The 25,537-nt window shown below is 66.2% G+C and carries 24 protein-coding genes and 1 tRNA gene; 10 read left to right on the top strand and 15 right to left on the bottom strand.

The window, feature by feature from the left end:
- Positions 1-99: 99 nt before the first annotated feature.
- Positions 100-741 carry a DNA-3-methyladenine glycosylase gene (locus tag FGU64_RS11845; RefSeq protein WP_139955362.1) on the top strand — a complete coding sequence of 214 codons (642 nt, stop codon included), beginning with the start codon at positions 100-102 and terminating at the stop codon, positions 739-741.
- A 128-nt stretch (positions 742-869) separates the two neighbouring features.
- Positions 870-1,427 (top strand): HNH endonuclease, encoded by a 558-nt coding sequence (locus FGU64_RS11850; RefSeq protein ID WP_136359806.1) that lies wholly within the window; start codon positions 870-872, stop codon positions 1,425-1,427.
- Between the two features lie 124 nt (positions 1,428-1,551).
- Here the strand turns inward: FGU64_RS11850 and FGU64_RS11855 are convergent, their stop codons facing one another.
- The gene (locus FGU64_RS11855) at positions 1,552-2,070 is read right to left on the bottom strand and encodes a disulfide bond formation protein B (RefSeq protein WP_139953455.1); all 519 of its coding nucleotides are present in this window, start codon (positions 2,068-2,070) and stop codon (positions 1,552-1,554) included.
- A gap of 27 nt (positions 2,071-2,097) precedes the next feature.
- Positions 2,098-2,685 carry a YqaA family protein gene (locus FGU64_RS11860; protein WP_139953456.1) on the bottom strand — a complete coding sequence of 196 codons (588 nt, stop codon included), beginning with the start codon at positions 2,683-2,685 and terminating at the stop codon, positions 2,098-2,100.
- Positions 2,686-2,843: 158 nt separating this feature from the next.
- On the opposite strand from FGU64_RS11860, the gene FGU64_RS11865 reads away from it, so the two are divergent.
- A tRNA-Leu gene (locus tag FGU64_RS11865) sits at positions 2,844-2,928 on the top strand.
- Between the two features lie 147 nt (positions 2,929-3,075).
- Here the strand turns inward: FGU64_RS11865 and nirK are convergent.
- Positions 3,076-4,584 (bottom strand): copper-containing nitrite reductase, encoded by a 1,509-nt coding sequence (gene nirK / locus FGU64_RS11870; protein WP_246671107.1) that lies wholly within the window; start codon positions 4,582-4,584, stop codon positions 3,076-3,078.
- A 114-nt stretch (positions 4,585-4,698) separates the two neighbouring features.
- The gene (locus FGU64_RS11875; protein WP_139953457.1) at positions 4,699-5,403 is read right to left on the bottom strand and encodes a Crp/Fnr family transcriptional regulator; all 705 of its coding nucleotides are present in this window, start codon (positions 5,401-5,403) and stop codon (positions 4,699-4,701) included.
- Between the two features lie 310 nt (positions 5,404-5,713).
- On the opposite strand from FGU64_RS11875, the gene FGU64_RS11880 reads away from it, so the two are divergent.
- Positions 5,714-6,157 carry a pseudoazurin gene (locus tag FGU64_RS11880; protein WP_139953458.1) on the top strand — a complete coding sequence of 148 codons (444 nt, stop codon included), beginning with the start codon at positions 5,714-5,716 and terminating at the stop codon, positions 6,155-6,157.
- An 83-nt stretch (positions 6,158-6,240) separates the two neighbouring features.
- Here the strand turns inward: FGU64_RS11880 and FGU64_RS11885 are convergent, their stop codons facing one another.
- The 3 genes from FGU64_RS11885 to FGU64_RS11895 all read right to left on the bottom strand — a co-directional run bounded on the left by FGU64_RS11885 (position 6,241) and on the right by FGU64_RS11895 (position 10,004).
- Positions 6,241-7,524 (bottom strand): GNAT family N-acetyltransferase, encoded by a 1,284-nt coding sequence (locus FGU64_RS11885; protein ID WP_139953459.1) that lies wholly within the window; start codon positions 7,522-7,524, stop codon positions 6,241-6,243.
- The gene (locus FGU64_RS11890) at positions 7,524-8,924 is read right to left on the bottom strand and encodes a lipopolysaccharide biosynthesis protein (RefSeq protein WP_139953460.1); all 1,401 of its coding nucleotides are present in this window, start codon (positions 8,922-8,924) and stop codon (positions 7,524-7,526) included. The genes FGU64_RS11885 and FGU64_RS11890 overlap by 1 nt, the downstream gene beginning before the upstream one ends.
- Positions 8,925-9,098: 174 nt before the next feature.
- Positions 9,099-10,004 (bottom strand): diacylglycerol kinase family protein, encoded by a 906-nt coding sequence (locus tag FGU64_RS11895; protein ID WP_139953461.1) that lies wholly within the window; start codon positions 10,002-10,004, stop codon positions 9,099-9,101.
- A gap of 219 nt (positions 10,005-10,223) precedes the next feature.
- Here FGU64_RS11895 and FGU64_RS11900 point away from each other — a divergent pair, with 219 nt between their 5' ends.
- The 6 genes from FGU64_RS11900 to FGU64_RS11925 all read left to right on the top strand — a co-directional run bounded on the left by FGU64_RS11900 (position 10,224) and on the right by FGU64_RS11925 (position 14,370).
- Positions 10,224-11,540 (top strand): PRC-barrel domain-containing protein, encoded by a 1,317-nt coding sequence (locus FGU64_RS11900; RefSeq protein ID WP_136359798.1) that lies wholly within the window; start codon positions 10,224-10,226, stop codon positions 11,538-11,540.
- A gap of 209 nt (positions 11,541-11,749) precedes the next feature.
- On the top strand, positions 11,750-12,682 hold the full coding sequence (locus tag FGU64_RS11905) for a VOC family protein (RefSeq protein ID WP_139953462.1): 933 nt from the start codon (positions 11,750-11,752) through the stop codon (positions 12,680-12,682).
- 10 nt (positions 12,683-12,692) lie between these two features.
- Positions 12,693-13,331, top strand: coding sequence for an alpha/beta hydrolase (locus tag FGU64_RS11910; RefSeq protein ID WP_136359796.1), 639 nt, complete (start codon positions 12,693-12,695; stop codon positions 13,329-13,331).
- The gene (locus FGU64_RS11915; protein WP_139953463.1) at positions 13,328-13,630 is read left to right on the top strand and encodes a GNAT family N-acetyltransferase; all 303 of its coding nucleotides are present in this window, start codon (positions 13,328-13,330) and stop codon (positions 13,628-13,630) included. The genes FGU64_RS11910 and FGU64_RS11915 overlap by 4 nt, the downstream gene beginning before the upstream one ends.
- 77 nt (positions 13,631-13,707) lie before the next feature.
- Positions 13,708-14,001 carry a hypothetical protein gene (locus FGU64_RS11920; protein WP_139953464.1) on the top strand — a complete coding sequence of 98 codons (294 nt, stop codon included), beginning with the start codon at positions 13,708-13,710 and terminating at the stop codon, positions 13,999-14,001.
- 120 nt (positions 14,002-14,121) lie between these two features.
- Positions 14,122-14,370, top strand: a complete 249-nt coding sequence (locus tag FGU64_RS11925) for a YMGG-like glycine zipper-containing protein (RefSeq protein ID WP_136359793.1) — start codon at positions 14,122-14,124, stop codon at positions 14,368-14,370.
- Positions 14,371-14,499: 129 nt separating this feature from the next.
- Here the strand turns inward: FGU64_RS11925 and FGU64_RS11930 are convergent, their stop codons facing one another.
- The 8 genes from FGU64_RS11930 to FGU64_RS11965 all read right to left on the bottom strand — a co-directional run bounded on the left by FGU64_RS11930 (position 14,500) and on the right by FGU64_RS11965 (position 25,364).
- A complete protein-coding gene (locus tag FGU64_RS11930) occupies positions 14,500-16,119 on the bottom strand; it encodes a CHASE domain-containing protein (protein ID WP_139953465.1) in 1,620 nt (539 codons plus the stop codon).
- A gap of 94 nt (positions 16,120-16,213) precedes the next feature.
- Positions 16,214-16,903: a phosphate regulon transcriptional regulator PhoB gene (gene phoB, locus FGU64_RS11935; RefSeq protein ID WP_136359791.1), complete on the bottom strand. Its 690-nt coding sequence runs from the start codon at positions 16,901-16,903 to the stop codon at positions 16,214-16,216.
- A gap of 22 nt (positions 16,904-16,925) precedes the next feature.
- Positions 16,926-17,633 (bottom strand): phosphate signaling complex protein PhoU, encoded by a 708-nt coding sequence (phoU, locus tag FGU64_RS11940; protein WP_139953466.1) that lies wholly within the window; start codon positions 17,631-17,633, stop codon positions 16,926-16,928.
- A 28-nt stretch (positions 17,634-17,661) separates the two neighbouring features.
- Positions 17,662-18,465: a phosphate ABC transporter ATP-binding protein PstB gene (pstB, locus tag FGU64_RS11945; RefSeq protein WP_139955364.1), complete on the bottom strand. Its 804-nt coding sequence runs from the start codon at positions 18,463-18,465 to the stop codon at positions 17,662-17,664.
- A gap of 15 nt (positions 18,466-18,480) precedes the next feature.
- A complete protein-coding gene (gene pstA / locus FGU64_RS11950; protein ID WP_136359789.1) occupies positions 18,481-19,326 on the bottom strand; it encodes a phosphate ABC transporter permease PstA in 846 nt (281 codons plus the stop codon).
- Positions 19,327-19,329: 3 nt separating this feature from the next.
- The gene (gene pstC, locus FGU64_RS11955; RefSeq protein WP_139953467.1) at positions 19,330-20,325 is read right to left on the bottom strand and encodes a phosphate ABC transporter permease subunit PstC; all 996 of its coding nucleotides are present in this window, start codon (positions 20,323-20,325) and stop codon (positions 19,330-19,332) included.
- Between the two features lie 77 nt (positions 20,326-20,402).
- The gene (gene pstS / locus FGU64_RS11960; RefSeq protein ID WP_139953468.1) at positions 20,403-21,458 is read right to left on the bottom strand and encodes a phosphate ABC transporter substrate-binding protein PstS; all 1,056 of its coding nucleotides are present in this window, start codon (positions 21,456-21,458) and stop codon (positions 20,403-20,405) included.
- 171 nt (positions 21,459-21,629) lie between these two features.
- A complete protein-coding gene (locus FGU64_RS11965) occupies positions 21,630-25,364 on the bottom strand; it encodes a PAS domain-containing protein (RefSeq protein ID WP_139953469.1) in 3,735 nt (1,244 codons plus the stop codon).
- Positions 25,365-25,537 lie beyond the last annotated feature (173 nt).

Below are 25,537 nucleotides of genomic sequence, written 5' to 3' on the forward strand. Positions count from 1 at the left end.
GATGCGGCAACGGTCGGGCTGTGCGGCATGGCTTTCGATTGCTACCGTGCGGCCATGGAAGTCAAGCCGGCGGGCATCGCCTTCGGCCATGGAGGAAACATGCAGCGCATCGCCACGCTGGACGACGTCGCGCGCGGGCTGGATGCGCTCGTCGCGCTCGATCCGCGCCTTGCGGCGGTGCGCGGCAGGGCCGGCGCGGTGCCGCTGCGCTTGTCCGAGCCGGGTTTCGAAAGCCTCGCCTCCATCATCGTCTCGCAGCAGGTGTCGCGCGCCAGCGCCGACGCCATCTTCGGGCGGCTGACCGGCCTGCTCGACCCGCTGACGCCGCAGGCGGTGCTCGGCGCCGGCGAGGCGGTGTTCCGCGAGGCCGGCCTGTCGCGGCCGAAGCAGCGCGGGCTCCTGGCAGCCGCCCAGGCGGTGGCCGGCGGTCTCGACCTCCATCACCTGTGCTCGCTCGATGCGGGCGAGGCCATCGCGGCGCTGACCGCCGTGCCGGGCATCGGCCCCTGGACGGCGGAGTGCTATCTCCTGTTCTCGGCCGGGCATCCCGACGTGTTCCCGGCGCGCGACGTCGCCCTGCAGAGCGCCGTCGGCCATGCGCTCGGCATCGATCCCCGTCCGCCCGAAAAAACGCTGATCCGCATAGCCGAATCATGGGCGCCCTGGCGCGGCGTCGCGTCGCGCCTTTTCTGGGCCTATTATCGCGAAATGAAGGGCCGCGACGCCACGCCGATCGCCTGAACCGCGAAAATGCGTGAAAATAGCGCGTTTTCGGCGTCTCGCGCGGCTCACAATCCGCTTCACATCGCTGTCATGTCGGGCTTACAGTATCGGCACCGTACGGTTCGAGACACAAGGAGACGAGGAACGTGACGGTTGCCGTATCTCCGGATGCGCTGCCCGCACTGGTGCTGAACGCGGACTACCGCCCGCTCAGCTACTACCCCTTGTCGCTGTGGTCCTGGCAGGACGCGATCAAGGCGGTGTTCCTCGAGCGCGTCAACATCGTCGCCGAATACGAGCACGCCGTCTCCTCGCCGACCTTTTCCATGAAGCTGCCCTCGGTGGTCAGCCTCAAGGCCTACGTGAAGCCGTCCCGGCATCCGGCCTTCACCCGCTTCAACGTGTTCCTGCGCGACCGTTTCCAGTGCCAATATTGCGGGACGGGGGAGGATCTCACCTTCGACCATGTGGTCCCGCGTCATCGCGGCGGCGCGACGACGTGGGAAAATGTGGTAGCCGCCTGTTCGCCCTGCAATCTCAGGAAGGGCGGCATGATGCCTGCGCAGGCCAAGATGTGGCCTTTGCAGAAACCCTACAAGCCGACCGTGCACGACCTCCACAACAACGGCCGCCTCTTCCCCCCCAACCATCTGCACGAAAGCTGGATGGACTATCTCTACTGGGATGTCGAACTGGAGCCGTAAAGCATGTCTCCCGAAAGTGGGACCCGGTTTCGGGACAAAGACATGCGTAAAATCAAGAATCTAAAGCGTGCGGAGCGAATCTGAAAGATCGCGACACGCTTTAAAGTTCCGTTTTCCCCGCGCTTCAATCCCGGCCGAACGCGCCCTTGAAGGCCACCGCGCCGAGGATGAGGGCCGCGATCGCCTGCCAGCCGGCGAGCGACAGGCCAAGGATGCGCAGCGCGGCCTTGTCGCAGGACGGCGGCACGAACTCGTTCAGCGCGTCGAGCACGCCGTTGCCGCCGGTATCGACCGAGACGCCGACCGTGGTGCAGTCGGTCGGCCCCGGCCACCAGCCCCATTCGACGCCGGAATGGAAGACGCCGAGATAGAGGCCGTAGACCATCAGGAGCCCGCCGATGGCAAGCAGGCCGCGCACGGCCCAGGCCGGCGCCCGCATCAGCGAGGCGAGGCAGGCGACCAGCATCAGCGGCGCGCCGATATAGTAGGGCAGACGCTGCTCGTAGCAGAGCTTGCAGGGGATGTAGCCGCCTATGTACTGGAAGGCGAGCGCCCCGCCGACGGTGGCCGCCATGGCGACGGCGAGGAAGCCGGCTATCTGCGTGCGGCGGAGCGATGCGGCAGGGGTGGCGATATCGGTCATGGCAAGGTCATCCGTGATGAAATCTGCTCAGAACACCCATTTGACGACGATGTAGAGCAGAATGAGGGCGACGGCGGCAGCGCCCGCGATCATGCCGAGGCGCTTCTCGATGAAATCCTTGATCTGCTCGCCGTAGCGGCGCAGCAGCCAGGCGAGCAAAAGGAAGCGCGCCCCGCGCGCGACGATGGCGAGCCCGATGAACAGGACAAGGTTGACGCCGATGACCCCCGACAGGATGGTCACCACCTTGATCGGCGGCAGGTGGGCGGCGCCCGAGGTGATCAGCATCAGGATGATGAAGCCGATGCCGGAGGAAGTGCGCAGCGCCTCGAACTCGTCGTACTTGCCGTAGAATTGCAGGATCGGCACGGCGATCGTATCATAGGCGTAGTGGCCGATGAACCAGCCGGCGACGCCACCGAGCACCGAGGCGACCGTGGCGATCAGCGCGTAGCGGTAGGCCCGGTCCGGCCGCGACAGCGCCATCGGCAGGTAGAGCACGTCGGCCGGCACGAGGAACACCGAGCTTTCGACGAAGGCGATGACGGCCAGCCACCATTCGGCGGATTTCCTTGCCGCGAGCGACAAGGTCCAGTCATAGAGTCCGCGAAGCATGGAAGGCCCTCGTGATGCGGAGCTTGTCTAGAAAGTTTCCGCCCGCCGCACAATGGCGCAGGGTTCACGAAATCGACAGCGCGGTAAACCGGCGGGACCAGTTGACGAACAGGCCCCTGACCGTATAGTCCGCGCCCATCCGGACCTGCCCGGTCCGTGCCCCTATGGCGGAATTGGTAGACGCGCTCGACTCAAAATCGAGTTCCGCAAGGAGTGCTGGTTCGATCCCGGCTAGGGGCACCAATTCTCGATCTCACGCGAATTCGCTTCGCTCGCCGCTCCGATTGGCGGCTTGCCAGGCCATCGGACGGTCGTCATCGCGAACCCTGCCGGTATCTGAAAAAGCAACGGGCGCGCCTTTTGGCGCGCCCATCTCCCCCCGTTGCCGGCCTATTGTTTGGCCGGCCCCTCATGCATGATGTCGTCGTTCTTCGGGCCGTCGACGATCAGGTAGCCCGCCAGGCCGCGCTCGGCGCGCGATAGGGCATGGTCGACCAGCACGTAGTGGCCGCCGCGCTCGATCTTGAAATCGACGACCGTGGCGCCGCCCGGCGGCACGCTCACCGTCTGCACGCCCGTCAGCGGTGGCGAAGTCACGCTGCCCATGGAGTAGACGTGGTCGAAGATCTCGCCGATGACATGGAAGGACGAGGTGTAGTTCGGCCCGCCGACACCGAAGAAGATGCGCACCGTCTCGCCGGCATTGGCGTAGAGCGGATGCGCCTTGGTAAGCGCGCCGACCGAGCCGTTGAACAGGAAGTATTCCGGACGCTCGGAGATCAGCTTGTCGTAATCCATCTCCATCTCGCCCTTCGTGCCGAACGGCTCGACCGTATAGAGCTCGCCCTGCATCACGTAGAACTCGCGGTCGACCTGCGGCAGGCCGCCTTCCGGTTCCACCACGATCAGCCCGTACATGCCGCTGGCGATGTGGTGGGCGACGCTGGGCGTGGCGCAGTGGTAGACGAAGACGCCGGGCTTCAGCGCCTTGAACGTCACCACGGCTTCCTCGCCGGGCGCGATCTGGGTGAAGTCGGCGCCGCCGCCGGGGCCGGTCGCGGCATGGAGGTCGATCGAGTGCATCATGACGCTGTCGGCCGCGTTCTTGATATGAAGCTCGACCGTGTCGCCGACGCGCACCCTGAGCATCGGTCCTGGAACCTTGTTGTTGAAGGTCCAGTAGACATAGGAGGTGCCGTCATCCAGCCGGCCCTTGAGCTCGACCGTCTCCATGTCGACGCGCACCACCTGCGGCGGCCGCTGCCCGATCGGACCCGGCAGGTCCGCAGGGTCGCGCACGATGTCGGCCGCATCCGTCGTCATGCCGGAGCGCGGGCCGGGCATCACCTGGATCACGCCCTCCATGCCCGCCGCGCGGTGGCCGGCGATGGAGCAGAAATAGGCGAATTCGCCGACCTTGTTGGCCAGGAACGAGAAGGTCGAGGAGGCGTTCTTGCCGACGACGACCGCCGAGCGGGCGGCGTACTGGTCGAGCACGATGTCGTGCTCGGCGCCCTCGCCGTTGATGAGGTTGATCTGCACCAGCTCGCCCTCGTGAACCATGAGGGTGGGATTGACCTTGCCCTCGATGTCGCCGCCGACGCCGATATAGACCATGCGGCCCTCGGCGATGCCGGTGCGCAGGGTGAAGATGGTGGCGCTGTGATAGCTGACGACACCGCTGGCGTCGGTCGGTGCGTTCGAGGCCGCCGGCGCCGCCGTGTCTTGCGCGGTCTGCGCGTTTGCGTCGTGATTGTGCGTCTGGGTGAAGGCCGGCGCCAGCGGCACGGCAACCGCCATCGTCGTCGCCAAAAGGCCTGCCATGACGCGCCGCGTCACCTTGCCCGCCATAGGCGCGACGCCGATCGACGCGGGGCTGGCTCTGCTCTTGCTTTCCATTTCCAACTCCTTCTTTGCGAAGCTGAGGAAAGTCCTATCAGCGGCCGCCGGGACGCTCGTTGATCTAGCGCAAGCAAATCCGCGTCCGGTTCCCGACTGTCGCGAGGAGGTTGGCTATTCCTTGCCGTCCCGCCCTTCGGCAATGCGCGAAAGCCGGTCGCGGTCGGTGACGGTGACCTTCTGGCGTCCGCTCAGGACCAGGCCCTTGCCTTCCCACGCCGTCAGCAGCCGGCTGACCGTGTGAAGCGTCGTTCCGGTCATTTCGGCGATATCCTGGCGCGAGATGGGAAAATCGATCAGAAGCCCTTCGCTGGTCTGCTTGCCGCTTTGCCCCACCAGCTTGAGCAGCGCATGGGCGACCCGCCGGTCGACCTGCTCGGTCGACATCTCGACGACGCGCGTATGGGCATCCTGCAGCCGGTCGCCGACGGTCTTGTAGGTATTCGCCCCGAAGGAAGGGATCGCGGCGGCGAACTCGGCCCACAGGGCGCCGGGCCAGGCAAGCACCACGCAGTCGACGGCCGCGATCGCGTTCGCCGGGTAGGTGGAGCGGCCAAGCGCCTGGGCGATGCCCATCAACTCGCCCGCGCTGATGTAGCGCACGATGACGTCCTGCCCCTCCGGCGTCGACTTGACGACGCGCACATGGCCGTCGAGCAGCAGGAAAAAAGTGTCCGCGGCGCCGTCCTGTTCGAAAATGGCCTGGTCCTTGGCGACACGCTGCGAGCGCGCCCGGCCGACGATGCGGTCCAGATCGGCGGCACTCATGCCCCGGAACAGCGGCAGGTCGGCGATCAGGGAACGGTCGAGACGGCTCACAGGCTCTCCTAGAGCATGTTGCAGCCAAGTGGAATCACTTGGCGTCGCACACATGCGGCAAAATCAAATTGATAGACCATGATGGCGTCCGAAAACCGCTTCACACTTTTCGGCATCATGGTCTGGATTCGGTCCTGTCAATCGGCCGCACCATCCCATAGGGATGGTGCAAACGGCAAGTCGCGAGGCTTTTGGCCAGTTATGCCTTGATTCGGTTTTGTTTGCGCTGCAACAAAGTGGGCCGGCGGCGATACCCCTACATGACACCCGGCGGGTCGCCGCCGCACCGAGAAAAGGAAAGGCAAGTTCCATGAAACGCGTAGTCGCTGCAGCAACCATCCTCGCCGCCCTGATGCTGGCTGGAGGCGCACAGGCTGCCGATCATCAGATCCAGATGCTCAACAAGGGCGAGAAGGGCACCATGGTGTTCCAGCCGGACTTCGTCCAGGCCGCCCCCGGAGACACCGTCACCTTCGTGCCCACCGACAAGGGCCACGATGCCGAAAGCATCAAGGGCATGATCCCCGACGGCGCCGAGCCCTTCAAGGGCAAGATCAGCCAGTCGATCACCGTCACGCTGGACAAGGAAGGCGTCTACGGCGTCAAGTGCACGCCTCACTACGGCATGGGCATGGTGGCGCTGATCGTCGTCGGCAAGCCGGTGAACCTGGAGCAGGCCAAGGCCGTCAAGCAGAGCGGCAAGGCCAAGAAGGTCTTCGAGGCGCTGCTGGCGGAAGTCCCGGCCGGCAACTGACCGCCGGCATTTCCCAGTCTTTCGAGCTGTCGGCCGGGTGGTATCTCTCTCCCGGCCGAATGTCGTCGTCTCCCGCCTGACGGTCAGCGCCGGCCCAGCAGGCTTCTGACGCGATTGCGCAGGATGCGCGCCATGTTGCGCGTTTCGCGGTAGAGATGCAGCTGCGAGGCCGCCTGGCGTGTGGCGCGGTCGGCCTCCGGCGACAGGCCGATCACGAAGGTGCCGACCTGCCGGCGCTCGCTCCACAGCCGGCTCATCACCGGATGGTCCGGCACCGCGCAGGAATCGGTGACGTCGATATTGGGATCGTCGAGGTGCTGCTTCGTCACCTCGATCATCAGAAGCGTGCCGGGCGAATAGGCCGCAAGCGTCTCGTCGTAGGCCGTCTTCCAGGTGTAGGCGACGCCCGCCTCGACAAATACGATCAGGCTGGCGATGGTGCGCCCGTCGAGCTCCAGCGCGTGGATGCGGCACATGTCCTGCTCGGCCAGCCGGTGCACCGCCTCGCGCGCGAAGGCGGCCCGGTAGCGGTCGATCACCATGGCCGTCCGCTCGCGGCCCTTCCAGCCCGCCGCCTCCAGCGACAGGAAGCGCTCTATGGCGTGGCGGATCTCGTCAGGCCCGCGCGCCACCGTATGTTCCAGTGTGCCGGTATCGGCGAGGCGCCGCTTGAGCCGCCTGAACTCACGGTAGTGATGCGCTTTCAGCGATGCACGCAGGTAGGCCTCACCGTCGAGCGCGCTTTCCAGCACCGGCCGCTCGCTCGCCCCGGTGACGGCAAGCGGCAGCCTGCGCATCTCGGCCACCGTCTTGATGAGTGCGGCCACCGGCCCGTCCATCCGCATATCGGGGAAGACGAAGACCTTGGGCAGGTTGAGGCGCGGCCTCGACAGCATGCCGAGGAAGTCGTCCAGCACACCGACCGGGTCGTCGCGGTCGATCAGCGGCGTGCCCATCGGCCCGAACGGGCTCGACCATGTGCGCATGACCGGAACGCCGAGCGGCACGGCCGGCCGCTCGACCGAATAAGGCACCAGGAAGCGCAGCCGGCTGCGGTAGTCGTCGCCGTCGCGGATGACGGCGAGCCGCACCTCGCGGTCCTCCAGCCTGGGCATCGCCGGCGCCAGGAAGCGCGGGTTGAAGAAGACGTTCGGCTCGACGGTGCGGGCGCTGAGATAGTCGAGTTCCTCGACGAGATCGAATCCGGCCGAGGCCGGGTAGATGGCCAGCCGCCGCTCAGGCCGCCCATGCGCGATGAGTTCGAGCTGGGCAGCGTCCGCCGCATCGCGCGCCAGCCCGGCGAGGCCGGACACCATCGCGCCGGCCGGGCCGCCGCTGCTTTCTTCGATCAGGGGAACGGCGGCCATCAGGCAGGTCTCCGGGCGGGAAGGAAGATCACCATGGCGATGCCGAGACGGCGCCGGACGGTGAAGGAAAGGGCTGCGGCCTCGAAAACCATGGCGAGCGTCGTCGAGGCGGCGGCTCCCCACAGCTCGAACTGCGGGATGAGCACGATGTTGAGGCCGATGTTGAGCACCAGCGCGATGGCGTAGACGGCGGCACAGATATTCTGGTTGCCGCTCATCGTCAGAAGGCTTTCGCACGGGCCGACGGCCGCGCGCGCCACCACGCCGAGCACCAGCAGGAACAGCAGCGGGTAGCCGGCGGCGAAGCCGGGGCCGAACAGGGAAAGCATTGGTTCGCCCAGCGTCAGCACCGCCGCCGCCATCGCCAGCGAGGGCCAGAACGTCCACGACACGGTCTCGCGCGCGAAGGCGGCAAGCTTCTCCGGCTCGCCATGGGTGAACTCGGCATAGCGCGTCGCCGCCCCCGCCTTGACGGCGAAATAGACGAAATGCACCAGCGCCAGCGTCTTGACGGTGGCGAAGTAGATGCCGACGTCGTCGGGCTTCAGGTAGAAGCCGACCATCAGCACGTCGGCATTGGTGAGCAGGAAGAAGAAGCTCTCGACCAGGAAGATCGGCAGCGACACGGCGAACCAGTGGCCGAAGCGGATGGTCGTCGGGCCGCGCGGCAGGCCGGCGTCGATGCGCCGAGTGAGGCCGAGCAACTGGCCGATGCTGGTGGCGTAGGTGGCCGCGATGGCCGCCAGGATGCCCGTGCGCGCATCCGGCGCGAAGCCGGTGGCGAGCATTAGCGCCATGAGGGCGAGGATCAGCAGCGGCCGCACGATATAGGTCGGCAACAGCGCCGACAGCGCCCATGAATGGGCGCGCGCGATGCCTTGCAAGAGATCGGACAGCGCCACCATCGGCAGGCAGGTGATGCCGAGCACGAAAGGCACGACGTAGTAGCTCTCGATCCAGCCGGAAGAGAGCCAGACACCGAGCCCGCCGACAAGCGCGAAGACGCTGGAGATGGTGAGCACGAACAGCCGGCTCGAGACAAGGACGCCGCGCAATTCCGCCAGCCGGCTATGCTGCCGGTATTCGGGGATGAAACGGACGACCGAGGCATGGAAGCCGAGGCAGGACAGGCCGCCGACGATGATCATCGTCGTCCAAACAAGCACCATGATGCCGTATTCGAAGGAGCCCATCCAGCGCGCCATGAGCACTTGGCTGGCGAAGGCGATGACGGCCGAGACGATGCGGACGACGAAGGCGATGACCGACATGCGGCCGGCCTCGCCGCGCGCATCGGCGCCGGACAGCACGGCATCGATGCGGCCGAGCAGCGGCCGGGCGCGCAACGCCAGACGTTGCGGCAGCAACCGTTCGGCCGTGGTCGCCGCGGAAAGACGCACCCTAATTCTCCGTCTGCCCCTGTCGTCCGGTTTTAGGTCCGCACCCCTTAAGAAACGGTTGGGTGAAAGGGTGGCTTTGTTCCTGTCGCCGCTGCCGACGGTTGAAAACGATGCCTTTCCAGCGGTTTGCAGGCGGGGCGGGACGTGGGTTCGCGTCTGGAAATGCGGCAAGGTTCAGTCAAGCTTTGCCGGCACCAGCACGTTGAGCGCGCCGGGGTGGATCCTGAACTCCGTCTCGGCTTCCAGCGCCACCAGTTCGCCGTCCATCACCGCGCGCGGCTTGCGGCGGCCGGCGCGAACGGAAAGCACCACGCGGTCGGCCTGGTGGATCTCGACATGCTGGTTGTCGCGCCAGCGGCCGCGCGCCATGTTGAACGCATGGCGGACCAGTTCTCCCGGCTGGCTGGCGACGTTGACGTAGATGCCCAGCACGCCGCCGGCCGGGTCGTCGGCATAGGGCAGATGGCCCTCGCCGAACAGGTTGTTGGTGACGCCGATGCCGGTGGTGCGCGCCGCAATCTCCGCCTCGCCGACCATGAGCGTGGCGTTGAGCGCCGGCGGGTTGCGCAGCGTCATCCAGGCGGCGCGGGCGGAGGCGCGCATCTTGCCCAGCCGCGAGCCGAAATCCATCTTCTCGCGCAACTGCACCATCCTGGCGTGCATGCCGATGGAGAACTGGTGCACGAACGGCTCGCCGTTGGCGGTGGCGATGTCCACCGCCTTCACCTTTCCTGTGGCAAAGGCCTCGACCGCGCCGTCGAGCGTCTGGGGGATGCCGAGCCCGCGCGCGAACAGGTTCATGGTGCCGGCCGGCAGGATGGCGAGCGCCTTCTTCTTGCCCATCAGCCGCGTGGCGGCCGTGGAGATCGTGCCGTCGCCGCCGCCGGCCAGAACCACGTCAACGCCCCGCCGCGACACTGCCTTGTCGAGGCCGGAGGCGACGTCAGCGCCGCCGACGATGTCGACCTCGACCTTGTGGCCGGCCGCTTCGAGGATGGTGCGCATGCGCTCGGCAAATGCGTCGAGGTCCGTCGTGCGCAATGTGCCGCCATCGCGGTTCAGCACCGCCTGAAATCGCATGTCCCTCTCCATGTGATCGTTTCGTTCAAGCAATTGGAAGCGCCGCGGAAACGGCAGGGAGCGGCAATGGTTCCGATCAAAGATCGGGCGCCGCGCACGCCGCAGGCCACGGAACGGAACCGGCATCACCACGTTGTGAACGGGTAGGACGCCACGCCGTGCCTGTCCGCAACGGGACAGGCCGGCATGGCGCATGAAAACGCACGAGGAGAGACAACCATGACCCGCAAACTTTTGGCAACGACCGCGCTGGCGATGCTGTTGGCCTCCGGCGCCTTTGCACAGGAAACGACGACGCCGGCTCCGGCCGCGCCCGCGACCGAGAACGCCGCGCCGGCGGCTCCCGTCGTGCAGGCCGACGGCAGCCTGATGACCAACATCATCGGCGAGAGCGTCTATAACGGCACCGCCGACGATGCCGAGAGCATCGGCAAGGTCACCGATGTCGTCTTCACCAAGGACGGCCAGGCGAAATCCATCGTCATCGGCGTCGGCGGCTTCCTGGGCGTCGGCGCCAAGAACGTCGCCTTCGACTATGACAAACTGAAATGGGCCGAGAAGAACGGCGACCGCTGGCTGGTGGCCGAGACAAGCAAGGAAGACCTGACGGCGCAGCCCGATTTCGACCAGACGCCCTACCTGCCCGCGCCTCCGCCCGCCGCCGCGGCCGGCGGCACGGCGGCACCTGCGGGCGGCGACACGGCGATGGCACCGACCCCGCCGGCCGAGATCGTCGAGCCGGACGGCACGCTTGCCAGCCAGGTCATCGGCGAAAGCGTCTACAACGGCACCGCCGACGACGCGCAGAAGATCGGCGACGTCAAGGACATGGTGCTGAACAAGGACGGCAAGGCCGAATCGCTGGTCATCGGCGTCGGCGGCTTCCTCGGCATCGGCACCAAGAACGTCGCCTTCGACTACAACAAGGGCAAGTGGGCGGAAAAGAATGGCGACCGCTGGATCGTGGTCGAGGGCGCCTCGAAGGAACAGCTTGAAGGCCTGCCGGACTTCGACCGCAAGGCCTACGACCCGGTGCCCGCGAGCACGGCTGCGGCACCCGACGCCCCGCCGGCGGTGACGCCCGCCACCACGGCTGCCGAGAAGGGTGACGCGGTGACCGACAAGACGGCCGAGGCGCCGGCGGCGGCCTCCGGCACGACCGCGACCGACGACACCCAGACGGCGGCCATCGACAAGTCCACCCTGACCGAGATGCCGGCCGACAAGATCAGCGCCGACAACCTGATCGGCACGACGGTCTACGGCGCCGACGACGCCAATATCGGCAAGATCGGTGACATCGTGCTGACGTCCGACAATCAGGTGGACGCCGTCGTCGTCGATGTCGGCGGCTTCCTCGGCATCGGCGCCAAGCCGGTGGCGATCGGCATGGACAAGCTGAAATTCATGACCGACAAGGGTGGCAAGACGTACCTCTACACCAACTTCACCAAGGATCAGCTCCAGGCTCAGGCCGCCTACGACAAGGGCAGCTACGCCGACAAGCGCGACGAGCAGCGCATGATCCTGCGCTGATTCCTGACGACGAAGTGAAGCGAAGGCCCGCGCCGGCGACGGCGCGGGCCTTCCGGCATGTTTTGCTCAGAGTGAACGAACGCCTATCCATCGTTCACTTTTTCAGCACAGATCATCCTGTGTTTGCCATCTGTGCCGCTCGCTATATCGGCCTCATATTGGCAGGGACAGAGCGGCAAGGGCCGCCGGAACCCGAAGGGAGCAGGACCATGCTCGACCAGATCAAAGGGCTGCATCACGTCACCTCGATGGCGGGCGATGCGCGCCGCAACAACGACTTCTTCACGCACAAGCTCGGCCTGCGCCGGGTGAAGAAGACCGTCAACTTCGATGCGCCGGACGTCTACCACCTCTACTATGCCGATGAGGTCGGCACGCCCGGCTCGGTGATGACCTATTTCCCCTTTCCCAACATCGGCAAGGGCCGGCCCGGTGTCGGCGAGGTCGGCACCACTGTTTTCTCGGTGCCCGAAGGCACGCTTCCCTACTGGGAACAGCGTTTCGCCGAACAGGGTGTCACCGGCCTGGCGCGCGAGGAAAAATTCGGCGAGAAGCGCCTGACCTTCACCGGCCCCGACAATGACAGCTTCGCGCTGGTCGAGGCCAAGGGCGACGACCGCGCCCCATGGGCGAAAGGCGGCGTGCCGGGCGATGACGCCATCCGTGGTTTCCATTCCGTGTCGCTCAGGCTGCGTGACGGCGGCGCCACCGAGGAGCTCCTGAAATTCATGGGCTACGAGGAGGCGGACCGCGCCGGCAACATCAAGCGGCTGGCGATCAAGGGCGGCAACGGCGCCAACGTCGTCGACATCGAGACGCTGCCGGGCGCGAACGTCGCCGGCCTCGGCGCCGGCTCGGTCCACCACGTCGCCTTCGCGGTGGAGAACCGCGAAAAGCAGCTCGAAGTGCGCAAGGCGCTGATGGATACCGGCTACCAGGTGACGCCGGTGATCGACCGCGACTACTTCTGGGCGATCTATTTCCGCACGCCGGGCGGCGTCCTGTTCGAGGTCGCTACCAACGAGCCGGGCTTCGACCGCGACGAGGACACCGCCCATCTCGGCGAGGCGCTGAAACTGCCCGGCCAGCACGCGCATATGCGGCCTTGGCTGGAACAGCACCTGCAGCCGCTGGACGATTGAGGAGGAAGCCATGAGCATCGACGGCTACATCCATAAGGTCCTGCCCGGAAAGCCGGGTGGACCGCTGCTGTTCGTCTTCCACGGCACCGGCGGCGACGAGAACCAGCTTCCCTCGCTCGGCCACGACCTCGTGCCGGGAGCGACGATCGTGTCGCCGCGCGGCGACGTGTCGGAATTCGGCGCCGCGCGCTTCTTCCGCCGCACCGGCGAGGGCGTCTACGACCTCGCCGACCTTGCCCGCGCGACGGCCAAGATGGCGGATTTCGTGGCCGCCCACGTTGCGGCGGCAAAACCGTCGGCCGTCTACGGCCTCGGCTACTCGAACGGCGCCAACATCCTCGCCTCGACTGTCTTCGCGCGGCCGCAGCTGTTCGACGCGCTGGTACTGATGCATCCGCTGATTCCGTTCGAACCCCGGATCGACGGCAGCCTCGCCGGCAAGCGCATCCTTCTCACGGCGGGCCGCCACGATCCGATCTGCCCACCGGACCTGACGGCACGGCTCGACGCCTATTTGCGCGCCGCAAATGCCGATGTCACGGTGGAATGGCACGAGGGCGGCCACGAGGTCCGTCCCAACGAGATAGCGGCGGCCCGGACATTTCTGTCGGCCGCGCCTGTTGAATCTGTCGAAGGAGTGGATCGATGAGCAACACCTTGCCGAAGATCGAACGGAAAGACCTCGGCGGCGGCAAGGGTCGCTACGTCGTGCGCGGCCCTGACGGCGCCGAGGCGGAGATGACGTTCACCAGCATCGGCACGCACCAGATCATCATCGACCACACCGGCGTGCCGGACGCCTTCCGCGGCCAGGGCGTCGGCCTTCACCTCGTGACCCGCGCGGTCGAGGAGGCGCGCGCGGCGGGCAAGAAGATCATCCCGCTCTGCCCTTTCGCCGCCGCGCAGTTCCGCCGCCATCCCGAATGGGCGGACGTGCTGAAGCAATAACCCCGACGGCACCTTAGGCGGGAGCCCGGACGGAACCGAGTCGGGGCGAAGCCGTTTCTGGGGCGGAGGTTTCCGCCATGGAACACATCGCCGCCGTGCTTTTCATCGTTGGCTGTTCGCCCGATCTCGCCCAGTGCCGCGAACTGCCGGCACCGACGCCGATCTTCGAGACGAGTGAGGACTGCACCAGCGAACAGCCCTTCGCGCTGGAGGACCTCGCAGGCCGCGCGCCGCGCGTGCTCGGCACATGCATCGCGGTCGATCCGGCGATGGAGGAAGAGGACGGCGAGATTGTCTGGAGCATCACAGACGGCAGATTGCAGGCCTCGGTCGAGAAGCCGTCCGTCATGATCGCCGCCAACACCCCCTGAGCGCCCGAAAAAAGACTCTCTTAGCCAAGATGGAAGCAGGGCAGACGCAAACCGATCTGTTGTGCTAGAGATCGGCCTGCGCTGCAAAGCGAGGGACTGATTCAGCGAGAGGAGTACTTCATGCGCAAGATTTTGGTGGTCGTGGCAATGGTCGCCGCGGTGAGCGGCTGCACCACGACCGAGCAGGATGTCAGCGTCGGGACAGGCGCGGGCGCGCTCATCGGCGGCGCCATCGGCGGCTGGAAGGGCGCGGCTGTCGGCGCGGTCGTCGGCGCCGGTTCGGGCCTGCTGGTGCGCAACCTGCGCAATGGCTACTGCCAGTATCGCAGCCCACGCACCGGCCGTATCTACACCGCGCGCTGCAACTAAAGCCTCGCCCGGAAACGAACCTGAAGCGCAGCCGGCGAATCCGATAGATCGCGGCGCGCTTCGGGCAGGCAACGAACGAAAAAGGCGGAAGCCGGGGTCCCGGTTTCCGCCTTTTTTCCTGACGGTATGTCAACCTGCGAGCGGAATGTCGATCGTCACCTTCAGCCCGTCGGACTGGAAATCGCGGCTGATGGTGCCATGCAGCTCGCGCGTGATGTTCATGTCGATCAGCTTCGTGCCGAAGCCCACCTTCGACGGCGCCGCGAGCTTTGTCTGGCCCGATTCGCGCCAGTTCAGCACCAGCTTGCGCGTGCCGCCTCGCCCTTCGACCCGCCAGCCCACCTTCAGCCTTCCGACGGCGTTGGCATCACCGTATTTCAGCGCATTGGTCGCCAGTTCGTGGAAGGTCAGGCCGAGCGCCTGCGTCGTTTTCTCGTCAAGCAGCACCTGCGGACCCGTCAGCAGGCCGTCCGGAAGCTCCTTGCCGAACGCCTGGCCGAGCTCGATGCGCAGCAGGTCGCCGAGGTCGGCCTTCTGCCAGCGTGAACGCGTCAGCATGTCCTGCGAGGCGGCCATTGCCTGCAACCGCGCCGAGAAGGACTCCGAGAACTCGTCGATCCCACTCGATCCCGCCGCCGTCTGGCGGGCGATGGCGAGCACGCGGGTGATCGAATTCTTGATGCGGTGCTTCATTTCCTGAAGCATCAGGTCCTTTTCGATCAGATTCATCTCCGACGTCTCGTGCAGCAGCGAAACGGCGTCGTAGGCGCGCTCCTGGTAGCGCGCGATGAGCGCGATCGCGCCGGCAAGCAGCAGGCCGAACAGGCCGAGCATCACCGGGATGGCGCGCGACGACGGCGGCGTGAACGCGCTGGTGGGGCGAAACAGGATCGTCCATTCGCGCCCGGCCACGGTGACGGTGCGCGCCGCGACGAGCCTGGTGCCCAGCCCCGATGCCGGCGGAGTCTCCGAGCGGAACAGCAGCCGCCCCGCCTCCGGTGCGCCGTCATAGACCTCGATATTGACCGGCAGCAGTGGCTCGCGCCGCAGCGCCGCCTGGAAAAGCTGCTGCGCCCGAAAGGAGGCGAACAGGAAGCCGGTCGCCGTCTTGCCCGACGATTCGATGCTGTCCGGCGCGGTCCGCACGTTCAGCCGCACGAAGACGATGAAGCCGGCATAGGCTTGGTCCGCACCTGTCTCCTCGCCCAGCATCGTCAGGCCGCTGGCGTGCTGCTCGTCGTCGGCCGCCGCCTTCTCGATCGCCGCGCGCCGCACGGGATCGCTCATCATGTCGTAGCCGATCGCCTTCTGGCTCGCCGGGTCGAGCGGCTCGAACAGCACGACGGGCGCGCGCCAGGGTGTATTCGAGGCCGGGAAGATGGCGCGGTCGAAGCCGTGATCGCGGCGGATGATGCGCTCCGCCACCGCCTCGTCGCCCGCCTTGACCATCTTCAGAAAGCCGATGCCGCGCAGGCCGGCGAAATTGCCGTCGACGTCGAGCGCGTCGAAGAACGACTTGAATTCGCTGCTCGAAATGTTGCCGTTGCGGGCGTCGAACAGCGCCTGGGTGGAACGCAGCAGTGAAAGATGCAGGTCGACGCGGCTTTCGATGCGGTTCAGCGCGTCGTCCGCCGTTGCCGAGAATTTGATGCGGGCGGCTTCCTGCGTGGCGAAGTAGGCGAACCCCGCCATGATCAGGCTGGCCAACGCAACGGCCACGAAGGCCATGATTGGAAAGAGCTTTTTCAACTGCGGGGTTTCGCGCGCCGTGAAGTCCTGCCTCTTTCTAGCAAGTCCCCGCGTCAACGCAATGGAGGCGACCCCACCGCCGGCCGGAACGGGATCAATCTTCCCTGATCGCGTAGCCGGCGCCGCGTATGGTGCGGATGATGTCGGGCATGCGGCCGTTGTTGACGGCCTTGCGCAGCCGCCCGACATGGACGTCCACCGTGCGCTCGTCGATATAGACGGTCTCGCCCCAGACGTTGTCGAGCAGTTGCGTGCGCGAGAACACCCGGCCGGGATGCCGCATCATGAATTCCAGCAGCTTGAATTCGGTCGGCCCGAGCTTGAGTTCGTTCTTCTTGCGGTAGACCCTGTGCTGCTCGCGGTCGAGCACGATGTCGCCGACCTTCAGCATCGAGGACAGCACTTCCGGCTTGGCGCGGCGCAGCAGCGCCTTGACCCGGGCCATGAACTCCGGCGTCGAGAACGGCTTGACCAGATAGTCGTCAGCCCCGGTGGAAAGCCCCCTCACCCGATCGCTCTCCTCGCCGCGCGCGGTCAGCATGATGACCGGCAGCCGTTCCGTCTCCGGCCGCATCCTGAGGCGCCGGCACAGTTCGATGCCGGACACCGCCGGCACCATCCAATCCAGCACCAGAAGGTCGGGCACGTTCTCCTGCAGACGCAGCTCGGCCTCGTCGCCGCGCGTCACCACCTCGACCTGGTAGCCTTCCGATTCCAGATTGTAGCGGAGCAGGACGCCCAGCGGCTCCTCGTCCTCCACCACCATGATGCGCGGCGCGATCATTGCAACCATCCCGTCTGTGCCTTCACGCGGCCGGTGCCGGCATCGCCGTCTCGTCGGTCTTCGGCCGCGCCGCCGGCAACTGCTCGCCGGTCAGCACATAATACGCGTTTTCGGCGATGTTCGTCACATGGTCGCCGATACGCTCGAGATTCTTGGCACAGAACAACAGGTGCGTGCAGGCGGTGATGTTGCGCGGATCTTCCATCATGTAGGTGAGAAGCTCGCGGAACACCGAGGTGTATTTCACGTCAATGCGCTCGTCGTCGTTCCTGAGCCGCGCCAGCGCCGCGGTATCGCCGGCGCTGTATTCTTCCACGACACCCTTGACCTGGATCAGCACCAGTTGCGCCATGGCGTCGATGGAATGCGAAAGCTCGCGCGACATGCCGCCCTGGCCGACGGCGCCGACGCGCTTGGCGATGTTCTTGGCAAGGTCGCCGATGCGCTCGAGATCGCCCGCCATGCGGATGGCGCCAACCACCGCGCGCAGATCGTCCGCCATCGGCTGGCGCTTGGCGATGAGGGTGATGGCGCGATTGTCGAGCTCGCGCTGGCGCGCATCCATCACCACGTCGTCGGACACCACGCGCTGGGCGAGCCCGGTGTCGCTCTCGATCAGCGCCCGCGTGGCGTCGCCGACCATCGTGCCGGCGAGATCGGCCATCGCGCCGACAAGCCGGCTGATATGGGCGAGATCGTCGTCGAAGGAGGTGACCGTATGTTCAGCCATGATGCTGTTTCCGTATCCGTGCTGGCGGTCAGCCGAAGCGGCCGGTGATGTAGTCCTGCGTGCGCTTTTCGCTAGGCGCGGTGAAGATCTTCTCGGTTTTGTCGAACTCGATCAGCTCGCCGAGATACATGAAGGCGGTCTGCGCCGAGACGCGCGCCGCCTGCTGCATGTTGTGGGTGACGATGACGATGGTGTAGTCAGCCTGCAACTCGTCGATCAGTTCCTCGATGCGCGCCGTCGACAGCGGATCGAGCGCCGAGCACGGCTCGTCGAGCAGGATCACCTCGGGCTTCACCGCCACCGTGCGGGCGATGCACAGGCGCTGCTGCTGGCCACCGGACAGCGAGGTGCCGCTGGCGTCGAGCTTGTCCTTGACCTCGGTCCACAGGGCGGCACGCTTCAGCGCCTGTTCGACGCGCTCGTCCATCTCCGCCTTCGTCAGCTTTTCGTAAAGGCGGATGCCGAAGGCGATGTTCTCGTAGATCGACATCGGGAACGGCGTCGGCTTCTGGAACACCATGCCGATCTTGGTGCGCAGGAGGTTCAAATCCTGCGACCGGTCGAGGATGTTTTCGCCGTCGAGCAGCACCTCGCCGTCGGCGCGCTGCTTCGGGTAAAGCTCGTAGATGCGGTTGAAGACGCGCAGCAGCGTGGACTTGCCGCAGCCCGACGGGCCGATGAAGGCGGTGACGCTGCGCTCCGGCAGGGAGAGCGTGATGTCCTTCAGGGCCTTCGATTCGCCGTAGTAGAAATTGAGGTTCTTCACCTCGATCTTGGTCTTCGGCGTCGCCGCGTTGATGACGTCGGCCGTGATGATTTCGTTGGAGAGCATGGGTTTCATGATCCTTTAGATCCTGCGTCCGGTCAGGCTGCGGGCGAAGATGCTCAAGCCCAGCACGGTGAAGGTGATGATGAGCGCGCCGGTCCAGGCCAGTTGCTGCCACTCCTCATAGGGGCTGAGCGCGAACTGGAAGATGGTCACCGGCAGGCTGGCCATCGGCGCGTTAAGGTTGCCCGACCAGAACTGGTTGTTGAGCGCGGTGAAGAGCAGCGGCGCCGTTTCGCCGGAGATGCGGGCGACGGCGAGCAGAATGCCGGTGACGATGCCCGAAAGCGCCGCCCGGTAGGCGACCGAGCGGATGACGATCCAGCGCGGCGCGCCGATCGCGGTGCCGGCTTCGCGCAATGCGTTGGGCACGAGGTTCAGCATGTCCTCGGTGGTGCGAACCACCACCGGGATGACCAGCATGGCGAGCGCCACCGCACCCGCCAGCGCCGAGAAATGGCCCATCGGCCGCACCATCAATTCGTAGATGAACAGGCCGATGATGATCGACGGCGCCGACAGCAGGATGTCGTTGATGAAGCGCACCACCACGGTGATCTTCGAGAAGCGGCCGTATTCCGCCATGTAGGTGCCGGCGAGGATGCCGACCGGCGTGCCGACGACGACGGCGATGACCGTCATGGCGACCGAGCCGGCGATGGCGTTCAACAGGCCGCCGGCTTCGCCGGGCGGCGGCGTCATCTCGGTGAAGACGGCGAGGTTGAGGCCGGCGAGCCCTTTCCAAAGCAGCGCGCCGAGGATCAGCGCCAGCCAGGCAAGCCCGATGCCGGCGGCGACGACGCACAGCGTCATCATCACCGAATTGCGAGCCTTGCGGCGGCTATAGAGCGAGGAGGCAGCGGACATCTGTCAGGCTCCGGCGCGGCGCTCGATCCGCAACAGCATGTAGCGGGCGGCGGCGAGGATGATGAAGGTCATGACGAACAGGATCAGGCCGAGCGCGATCAGGGAGGAGGTGTAGATCTCGCCGTCGGCCTCGGTGAATTCATTGGCGATGGTGGCCGAGATCGTCGTGCCGGGCGCGAACAGCGAGGCGGAGACCCGGTGCGCGTTGCCGATGACGAAGGTCACCGCCATGGTCTCGCCGAGCGCGCGCCCGAGGCCCAGCATGACGCCGCCCATGATGCCGACGCGGGTATAGGGAATGACGATGCGGCGCATGACCTCCCAGGTGGTGCAGCCGACGCCGTAGGCAGATTCCTTCAGCACCGTCGGCACCGTGTCGAACACGTCCTTGGTGATGGAGGTGATGAAAGGCAGCACCATGATCGCCAGGATCAGCGCCGAGGTCAGCATGCCGATGCCGTAGGGCGGGCCGGCGAACAGCGAGTTCAGCACCGGCACGTCATGGAAGACGGAGATGATAAAGGGCTGCACCGTGCGCTGCAGGAACGGCGCGAAGACGAATAGGCCCCAGATGCCGTAGATGATGGACGGAATGCCGGCCAGAAGCTCGACGGCGATGGCGATCGGCCGGCGCAGCGGCCGCGGGCAGAGTTCGGTCAGGAAGACCGCGATGCCGAGGCCGATGGGCACGGCGATCAGGAGGGCGATGGCCGAGGTGACGACCGTGCCGTAGATCGGCGCCAGCGCGCCGAAATTCTCCGTCACCGGATTCCAGCTTTCGGTGCCGAGGAATGCGGGGCCGAACTTGGCCAGCGCCGGCCAGGCGCCGACGACCAGCGAGACGGCGACGCCGCTGAGGATCAGGAGCACGAGGATGGCCGAACCCTTGGCCACGCCGCGGAAAATGAGATCGGTCAGCGCGAAGCGGCGCACCGTCGCCTCGCGCTCGCGCAGGGCTCGGCTTTCACTCGACGAATTCGCCGTTGCTACCAGGGTCATCCAGCCAATCCCGATCGGTTTGCGCAAGCAAGGTCAGGCAGGCGGGACCGGAAATCCGGTCCCGCCGACCGCGGCTATCAGTTGGTGGCCGGGAACAGCGCCTTGCCGTCCGCGTCGACGATTTCCTTGGCCCAGGTCTCCTCGACGCTCTTCACGACGGAGTCGGGCATCGCGACGTAGTCGAGCTCGGCGGCGGCATCGTCGCCCTTGGCGTAGGCCCAGGAGAAGAACTTCAGCGCCTCGGCCGTGGCCGTGGCATCGTCGGGCTTCTTGTAGAGCACGATCCAGGTGGCGGCGGTGATCGGCCAGGATTCGGCGCCCGGCTGGTCGCCGAGGATCACGCCGTAGCCCGGAACCGAGTTCCAGTCGGCATTGGAGGCGGCCGCCTGGAACGAAGCGGCGGTCGGCTCGACCTTCTTGCCTTCCTTATTAATCAGGTCGGTGTAGATCAGCTTGTTCTGCTTGGCGTAGGCATATTCGACGTAGCCGATGGCGCCGCCGGTCTGGGCGACGTTGTTGGCGACGCCTTCATTGCCCTTGGCGCCGATGCCGACGGGCCATTCCAGCGCGGTGTTGACGCCGACCTTTTCCTTCCACTCGCCGTTGGTGGCGGCGAGGTAGTTGGCGAAGTTGAAGGTCGTGCCCGAGCCGTCCGAGCGGTGCACGACGGCGATGGCCATGTCGGGCAGCTTGGCATCGGGGTTCAGCTTGGCGATGGCCGGATCGTTCCAGTTGGTGATCTTGCCCATGAAGATGTCGGCGAGCGTGGCGCCGTCGAGCACCAGGGCGCCCGGCTCGATGCCTTCGATGTTGACGACCGGCACGATGCCGCCCATCACCATCGGGAACTGCACGAGGCCGGTCGCCTCGAGGTCCTCGCCCTTCAGCGGCGCATCCGAGGCGCCGAACGTCACGGTCTTGGCCTTGATCTGCTTGATGCCGCCGCCCGAGCCGATGGACTGGTAGTTCAGCCCCACGCCCGTCTCCTTCTTGTAGGCATCGGCCCACTTGGCATAGATCGGATAGGGGAAAGTCGCGCCGGCGCCGGAAATGTCGGCCGCCAGGGCCGGGAAGCTGAAGGATGCCGCAGTGATGGCGATCGCGGTGACCGCCGAGCGGGTGAAATGTCTCATCTGGCCTGCTCCTGTTCGGATTGGTCTCTCGACGCCTTTTGGCGGCGCCCGGTGAGGCCATAGACCCGCTGTGTTACAGTCGCATGACAGTTTCGTGTCGGCCGTTTGACACCGCACAAGCGCCCCGCGCGGGTCGCCCCGCGCGGTTTCCGCATCGCGAATGGACTCTGGTCAGGCGCGGCGCTGCGTGTCGGCGCTACCGCCCAGCCACCGCTCGACCTTCTCGGCGAGCGCCTTGGGGCTGATCGGCTTGGGCAGGTAGTCGTCCATGCCGGCCTCGATGCAACGCTCGCGGTCGCCCTTCAGCGCATGCGCGGTGACGCCGACGATGGGAACATGCGTGCCCTCGATCTCTTCGCGCCGGCGGATCTCGCCGGTGGCCTCCAGGCCGTTCATCTCCGGCATCGACACGTCCATCAGGATCATGCGCGGCTTGAGCTTGAAACAGGCCTCCAGCGCCTTGCGGCCGTTGCCGACGATCTCGAAGCTGAAGCCGGTTTCGCCGAGGATCTGTGTGAAGACGAGCTGGTTGACCTCATTGTCCTCCGCCACGAGGATGTCCAGCCCCTCGCCCTCGGCGACGGCCGGACGCGGCCGGGCCGGCGGCGGGGCGAGCATCGCCCGCTCCGTCGCGGGCGCGCGCCGGGGTACGGGTTGCGTCGGACTCGCGGCGGCCGGGGTGGCATCGTCGAACGGCGCCGGCCCTTCCTGCTGCTGGTGCATGGCGACGGCATGATGACGCTGGATGGTGGCGACCAGCGTTTCCAGCAGCGCCGAGGAGCGCGCCGGCTTGATGAGCTGGGCATCGATGCCGAGCTCGCGGTAGCTGGAGCCGGCAAGCGACTGGTCGACCGAGGTCAGCAAGATGATGGGCGTGCCCGCCAGGCCTTCGGTGGCGCGCACGATACGCGCCATTTCCAGCCCCGACATGCCGGGCATCTGGTAGTCGAGCACGATGCAGTCCACCGGCAGGCCGTAAGCGGCGGCGGCCACCAGCACCTTGAGCCCTTCCGTGCCGCTTTCGGCCGCGCAAGAATCGAACCCCCAGGATGCCATCTGCTCGCTCAGGATCGAGCGGTTGACGGCGTTGTCGTCGACGATCAGCACGCGCGCGCCGCTGACGTCGATGGGCATGATGCGGCGAGCGCCCTGTTCGGCGGCGCTCGGCAGCGTCACCGTGAACCAGAAGGTCGAGCCCTTGCCCTCGTCGCTCTCGACGCCGATCTCGCCGCCCATCATCTCCACCAGTCGCGAGGTGATGGCAAGCCCCAGCCCCGTGCCCTCGTGCCGGCGGGTGGAGGAAGCGTCGACCTGGCTGAACTTCTCGAAGATCTGCCGCAGCTTGTCCGGCGGAATGCCGATGCCGGTATCGGTCACCGAGATGGTCAGGCGGGTGCCGGCCGGCATCCTGCGGCCGGTGACGTCCACCAGCACATGGCCTTCGTCGGTGAACTTCACCGCATTGCCGAGCAGGTTGGTGACGATCTGGCGGATGCGCCCGACGTCGCCGACGAACATCGAGTCCAGCCCCGGCTCGACGCGCACGATCAGCTCCAGGTCCTTTTCCTTCGCCCGCGTAGAGACCAGCGTCGCCACGTCCTCGATCGCTTCCGCCAGGCTGAACGGCGCGGGGTCGAGCACGAGCTGGCCGGCATCGATCTTGGAGAAGTCGAGGATGTCGTTGATGATGGTGAGCAGCGCGTTGCCCGACTTGACGATGATGTCGGTGAAGGTGCGCTGCTTGGCGTCCAGCTCCGATTTGGACAGCAGTTCGGCCATGCCGAGCACGCCGTTCATCGGCGTGCGGATCTCGTGGCTCATATTGGCGAGGAATTCGGACTTGGCGCGGTCGGCCAGCACGGCGCGCTGCTCGGCCTGCTGCAACTCCGCCTCGCGCTGCTTGAGCAGCGTGATGTCGGTGGTCGAGCCGATCAGGTAGAGCGAGCCGTCGGAGGCGATCATCGCGCCCTTGCGGGCGAACTGGTGGCGCACGGAACCGTCGGCCGACGTCACCGTCTCTTCCACCTCCTGCGTCTCGCCGGAGCGCAGCACGGCGAGGTCGCCCGCCACGAAGGCTTCGCCGTCGGCGCCGAAAACCTCGATGTCGGTCTTGCCGATCGCCTCTTCCTTGGAAACGCCGGTGAGGTCGCACCAGCCCTTGTTGACGTAGAAAAGCCTGAGGTCCGAGCGCTTGGCGTAGATCGACACCGGCACGTTGTCGATCAGCGAACGGAACACCTCGTTCTCCCGCATCGACTCCCGCAGCGCCTGCTCGCGTTCCTTCAGTTCGGTGATGTCGACGCGCACGCCGATGAAGGTGCCGTCCTCGGTGCGGGCATCGTAGGCCTGATACCAGCGCCCGTCCGGATTGCGCCGCTCCGAAACCCGCCTGGGGCCGTGATACAGCGCCACCCGCCTGTCCAGCCAGCCTTCCGGATCGCTGTCGTAGAGCGCATCGAGCGCAGGATCGCCGCTGTTGCGGAAATAGCCGGCCCGATGCCCGATCTCCATCGCCTGCCGCAACGTCGAGCCCGGCACCCATGCGGCCGTCATTTCCGGCTGCGATTCCTGCAGCTTGCGGTTGGCCAGCACGAACCGGTCGTCGCGGTCGTAGATGATGACGCCGGCCGGCAGCGATTCCAGCACGCTGGCCAGGCGCTGCCTTGCCTCCTCGGCCTCCGTCTCGCGCCGTTTCAGCTCGGTCACGTCGAAGATCGAGGCCGCGAGATAGGCCTTGCCGCTGGCCGACCCGACCCTGTTCTTGCGCACGATGCGATAGACTTCGGCGCCGTTGCGGACGTGGGCCGTCTGGACCTCGTAGATCTCGCCGGTTTCCAGGACCCGCCGCTCGTCGTCCTCGAACAGGCCCTGCTCGTGCGCCGGCACGAGGCTGGCGTCGGTCTGGCCGACGATCCTTTCGGGCGTCGTGTCGAAGAAGTCGGCGAAGGCCTGGTTCACCAGGACGTAGCGGAGGTTTTCGTCCTTGACGAACATCGGGTTCGGCACGCTGTCGATCACCGCCTCGGCGAGCTTGGCCTTCTCCAGGGCCTCGGCGAGTTCGGCCTCGCGCTCCTTCAGTTCGGTGACGTCGTAATAGGAGATGAGTCGCTTGCCGCCGGAAAGCGCCGTCACCGAATAGATCATGACGCAGCCATCGGCCCGGCGGAACTCGCGCGGCGCGACGTCTCCGGCGCGGATCTCCGTCAGCCGCGAAGCGACGTAGATTTCCCAGCGGTCGTCGGCCACGTCGTAGATGCCGTTATGGCGATTGACGTCCATCAGGGCGCGGAACGGATCGCCGATGCCCACCTGCTCCGCCGTCACCTTCCAGATGTCGTAGAAAGCGCGGTTGACGAGTTCCGCCCTGAGGTCGGCATCGAGGATGACGATGCCCATCGTCATGGCATCGATCGTGCGCTGCAGGTCGAACAGGAGGTCGCGGTCGACTTCGCCGGTTGTCGGCGGCCTCTCCCTGCCCTCCCCTTTCAGCTCGCCGAACGCATCCGCCATGGCGGTGACGTTGCGGCCGACGCCGCGATAGCCGATGAAACGGCCTTCCGCATCGAAGCGGGGTACGCCGGACGTCGATATCCAGCGGCATTCGGGCTTGCCGCCGCCAAGCTCGTAGACGAAATCGCGGAACGGCCGGCGTTCCTGCAGATCCTCGAGATGCGCGGCGGCGCTTCGGCTGCCCGCCAGCACGGCCTTGAGGAAATCGAAGCGGAAGCGGCCGATCACCCGGGCGGGATCGATGCCCGTTGCTTCGCGATAATTGTCCGACAGCCAGGAGAAGCGCAATTCCGCATCGGTTTCCCACAGCCAGTCGCAGCCGACATCCAGGAATTCGCGCAACGCTCCGCTGGGGAGCGCATCGCCGCTCGCGACCTTGTCGTCCGCCTTCGTCATCCCATCCCCGCCAATGCACGATCGGGCCTCCCTGCGACCCGACGCAGGAACTGTGCACTACACCTGTTAACGATCGACTAACCTTAACCGATGTCAGACGCGGCCGGGTGCCATCGTGATGCCGCAGTTGCGCTGCATTTTGGCCGCCTCGACAGGGTGCGCCGGAACGCCAT

The organism is Mesorhizobium sp. 8, assembly GCF_006351905.1.
GTDB classification, from domain to species: domain Bacteria; phylum Pseudomonadota; class Alphaproteobacteria; order Rhizobiales; family Rhizobiaceae; genus Mesorhizobium; species Mesorhizobium composti.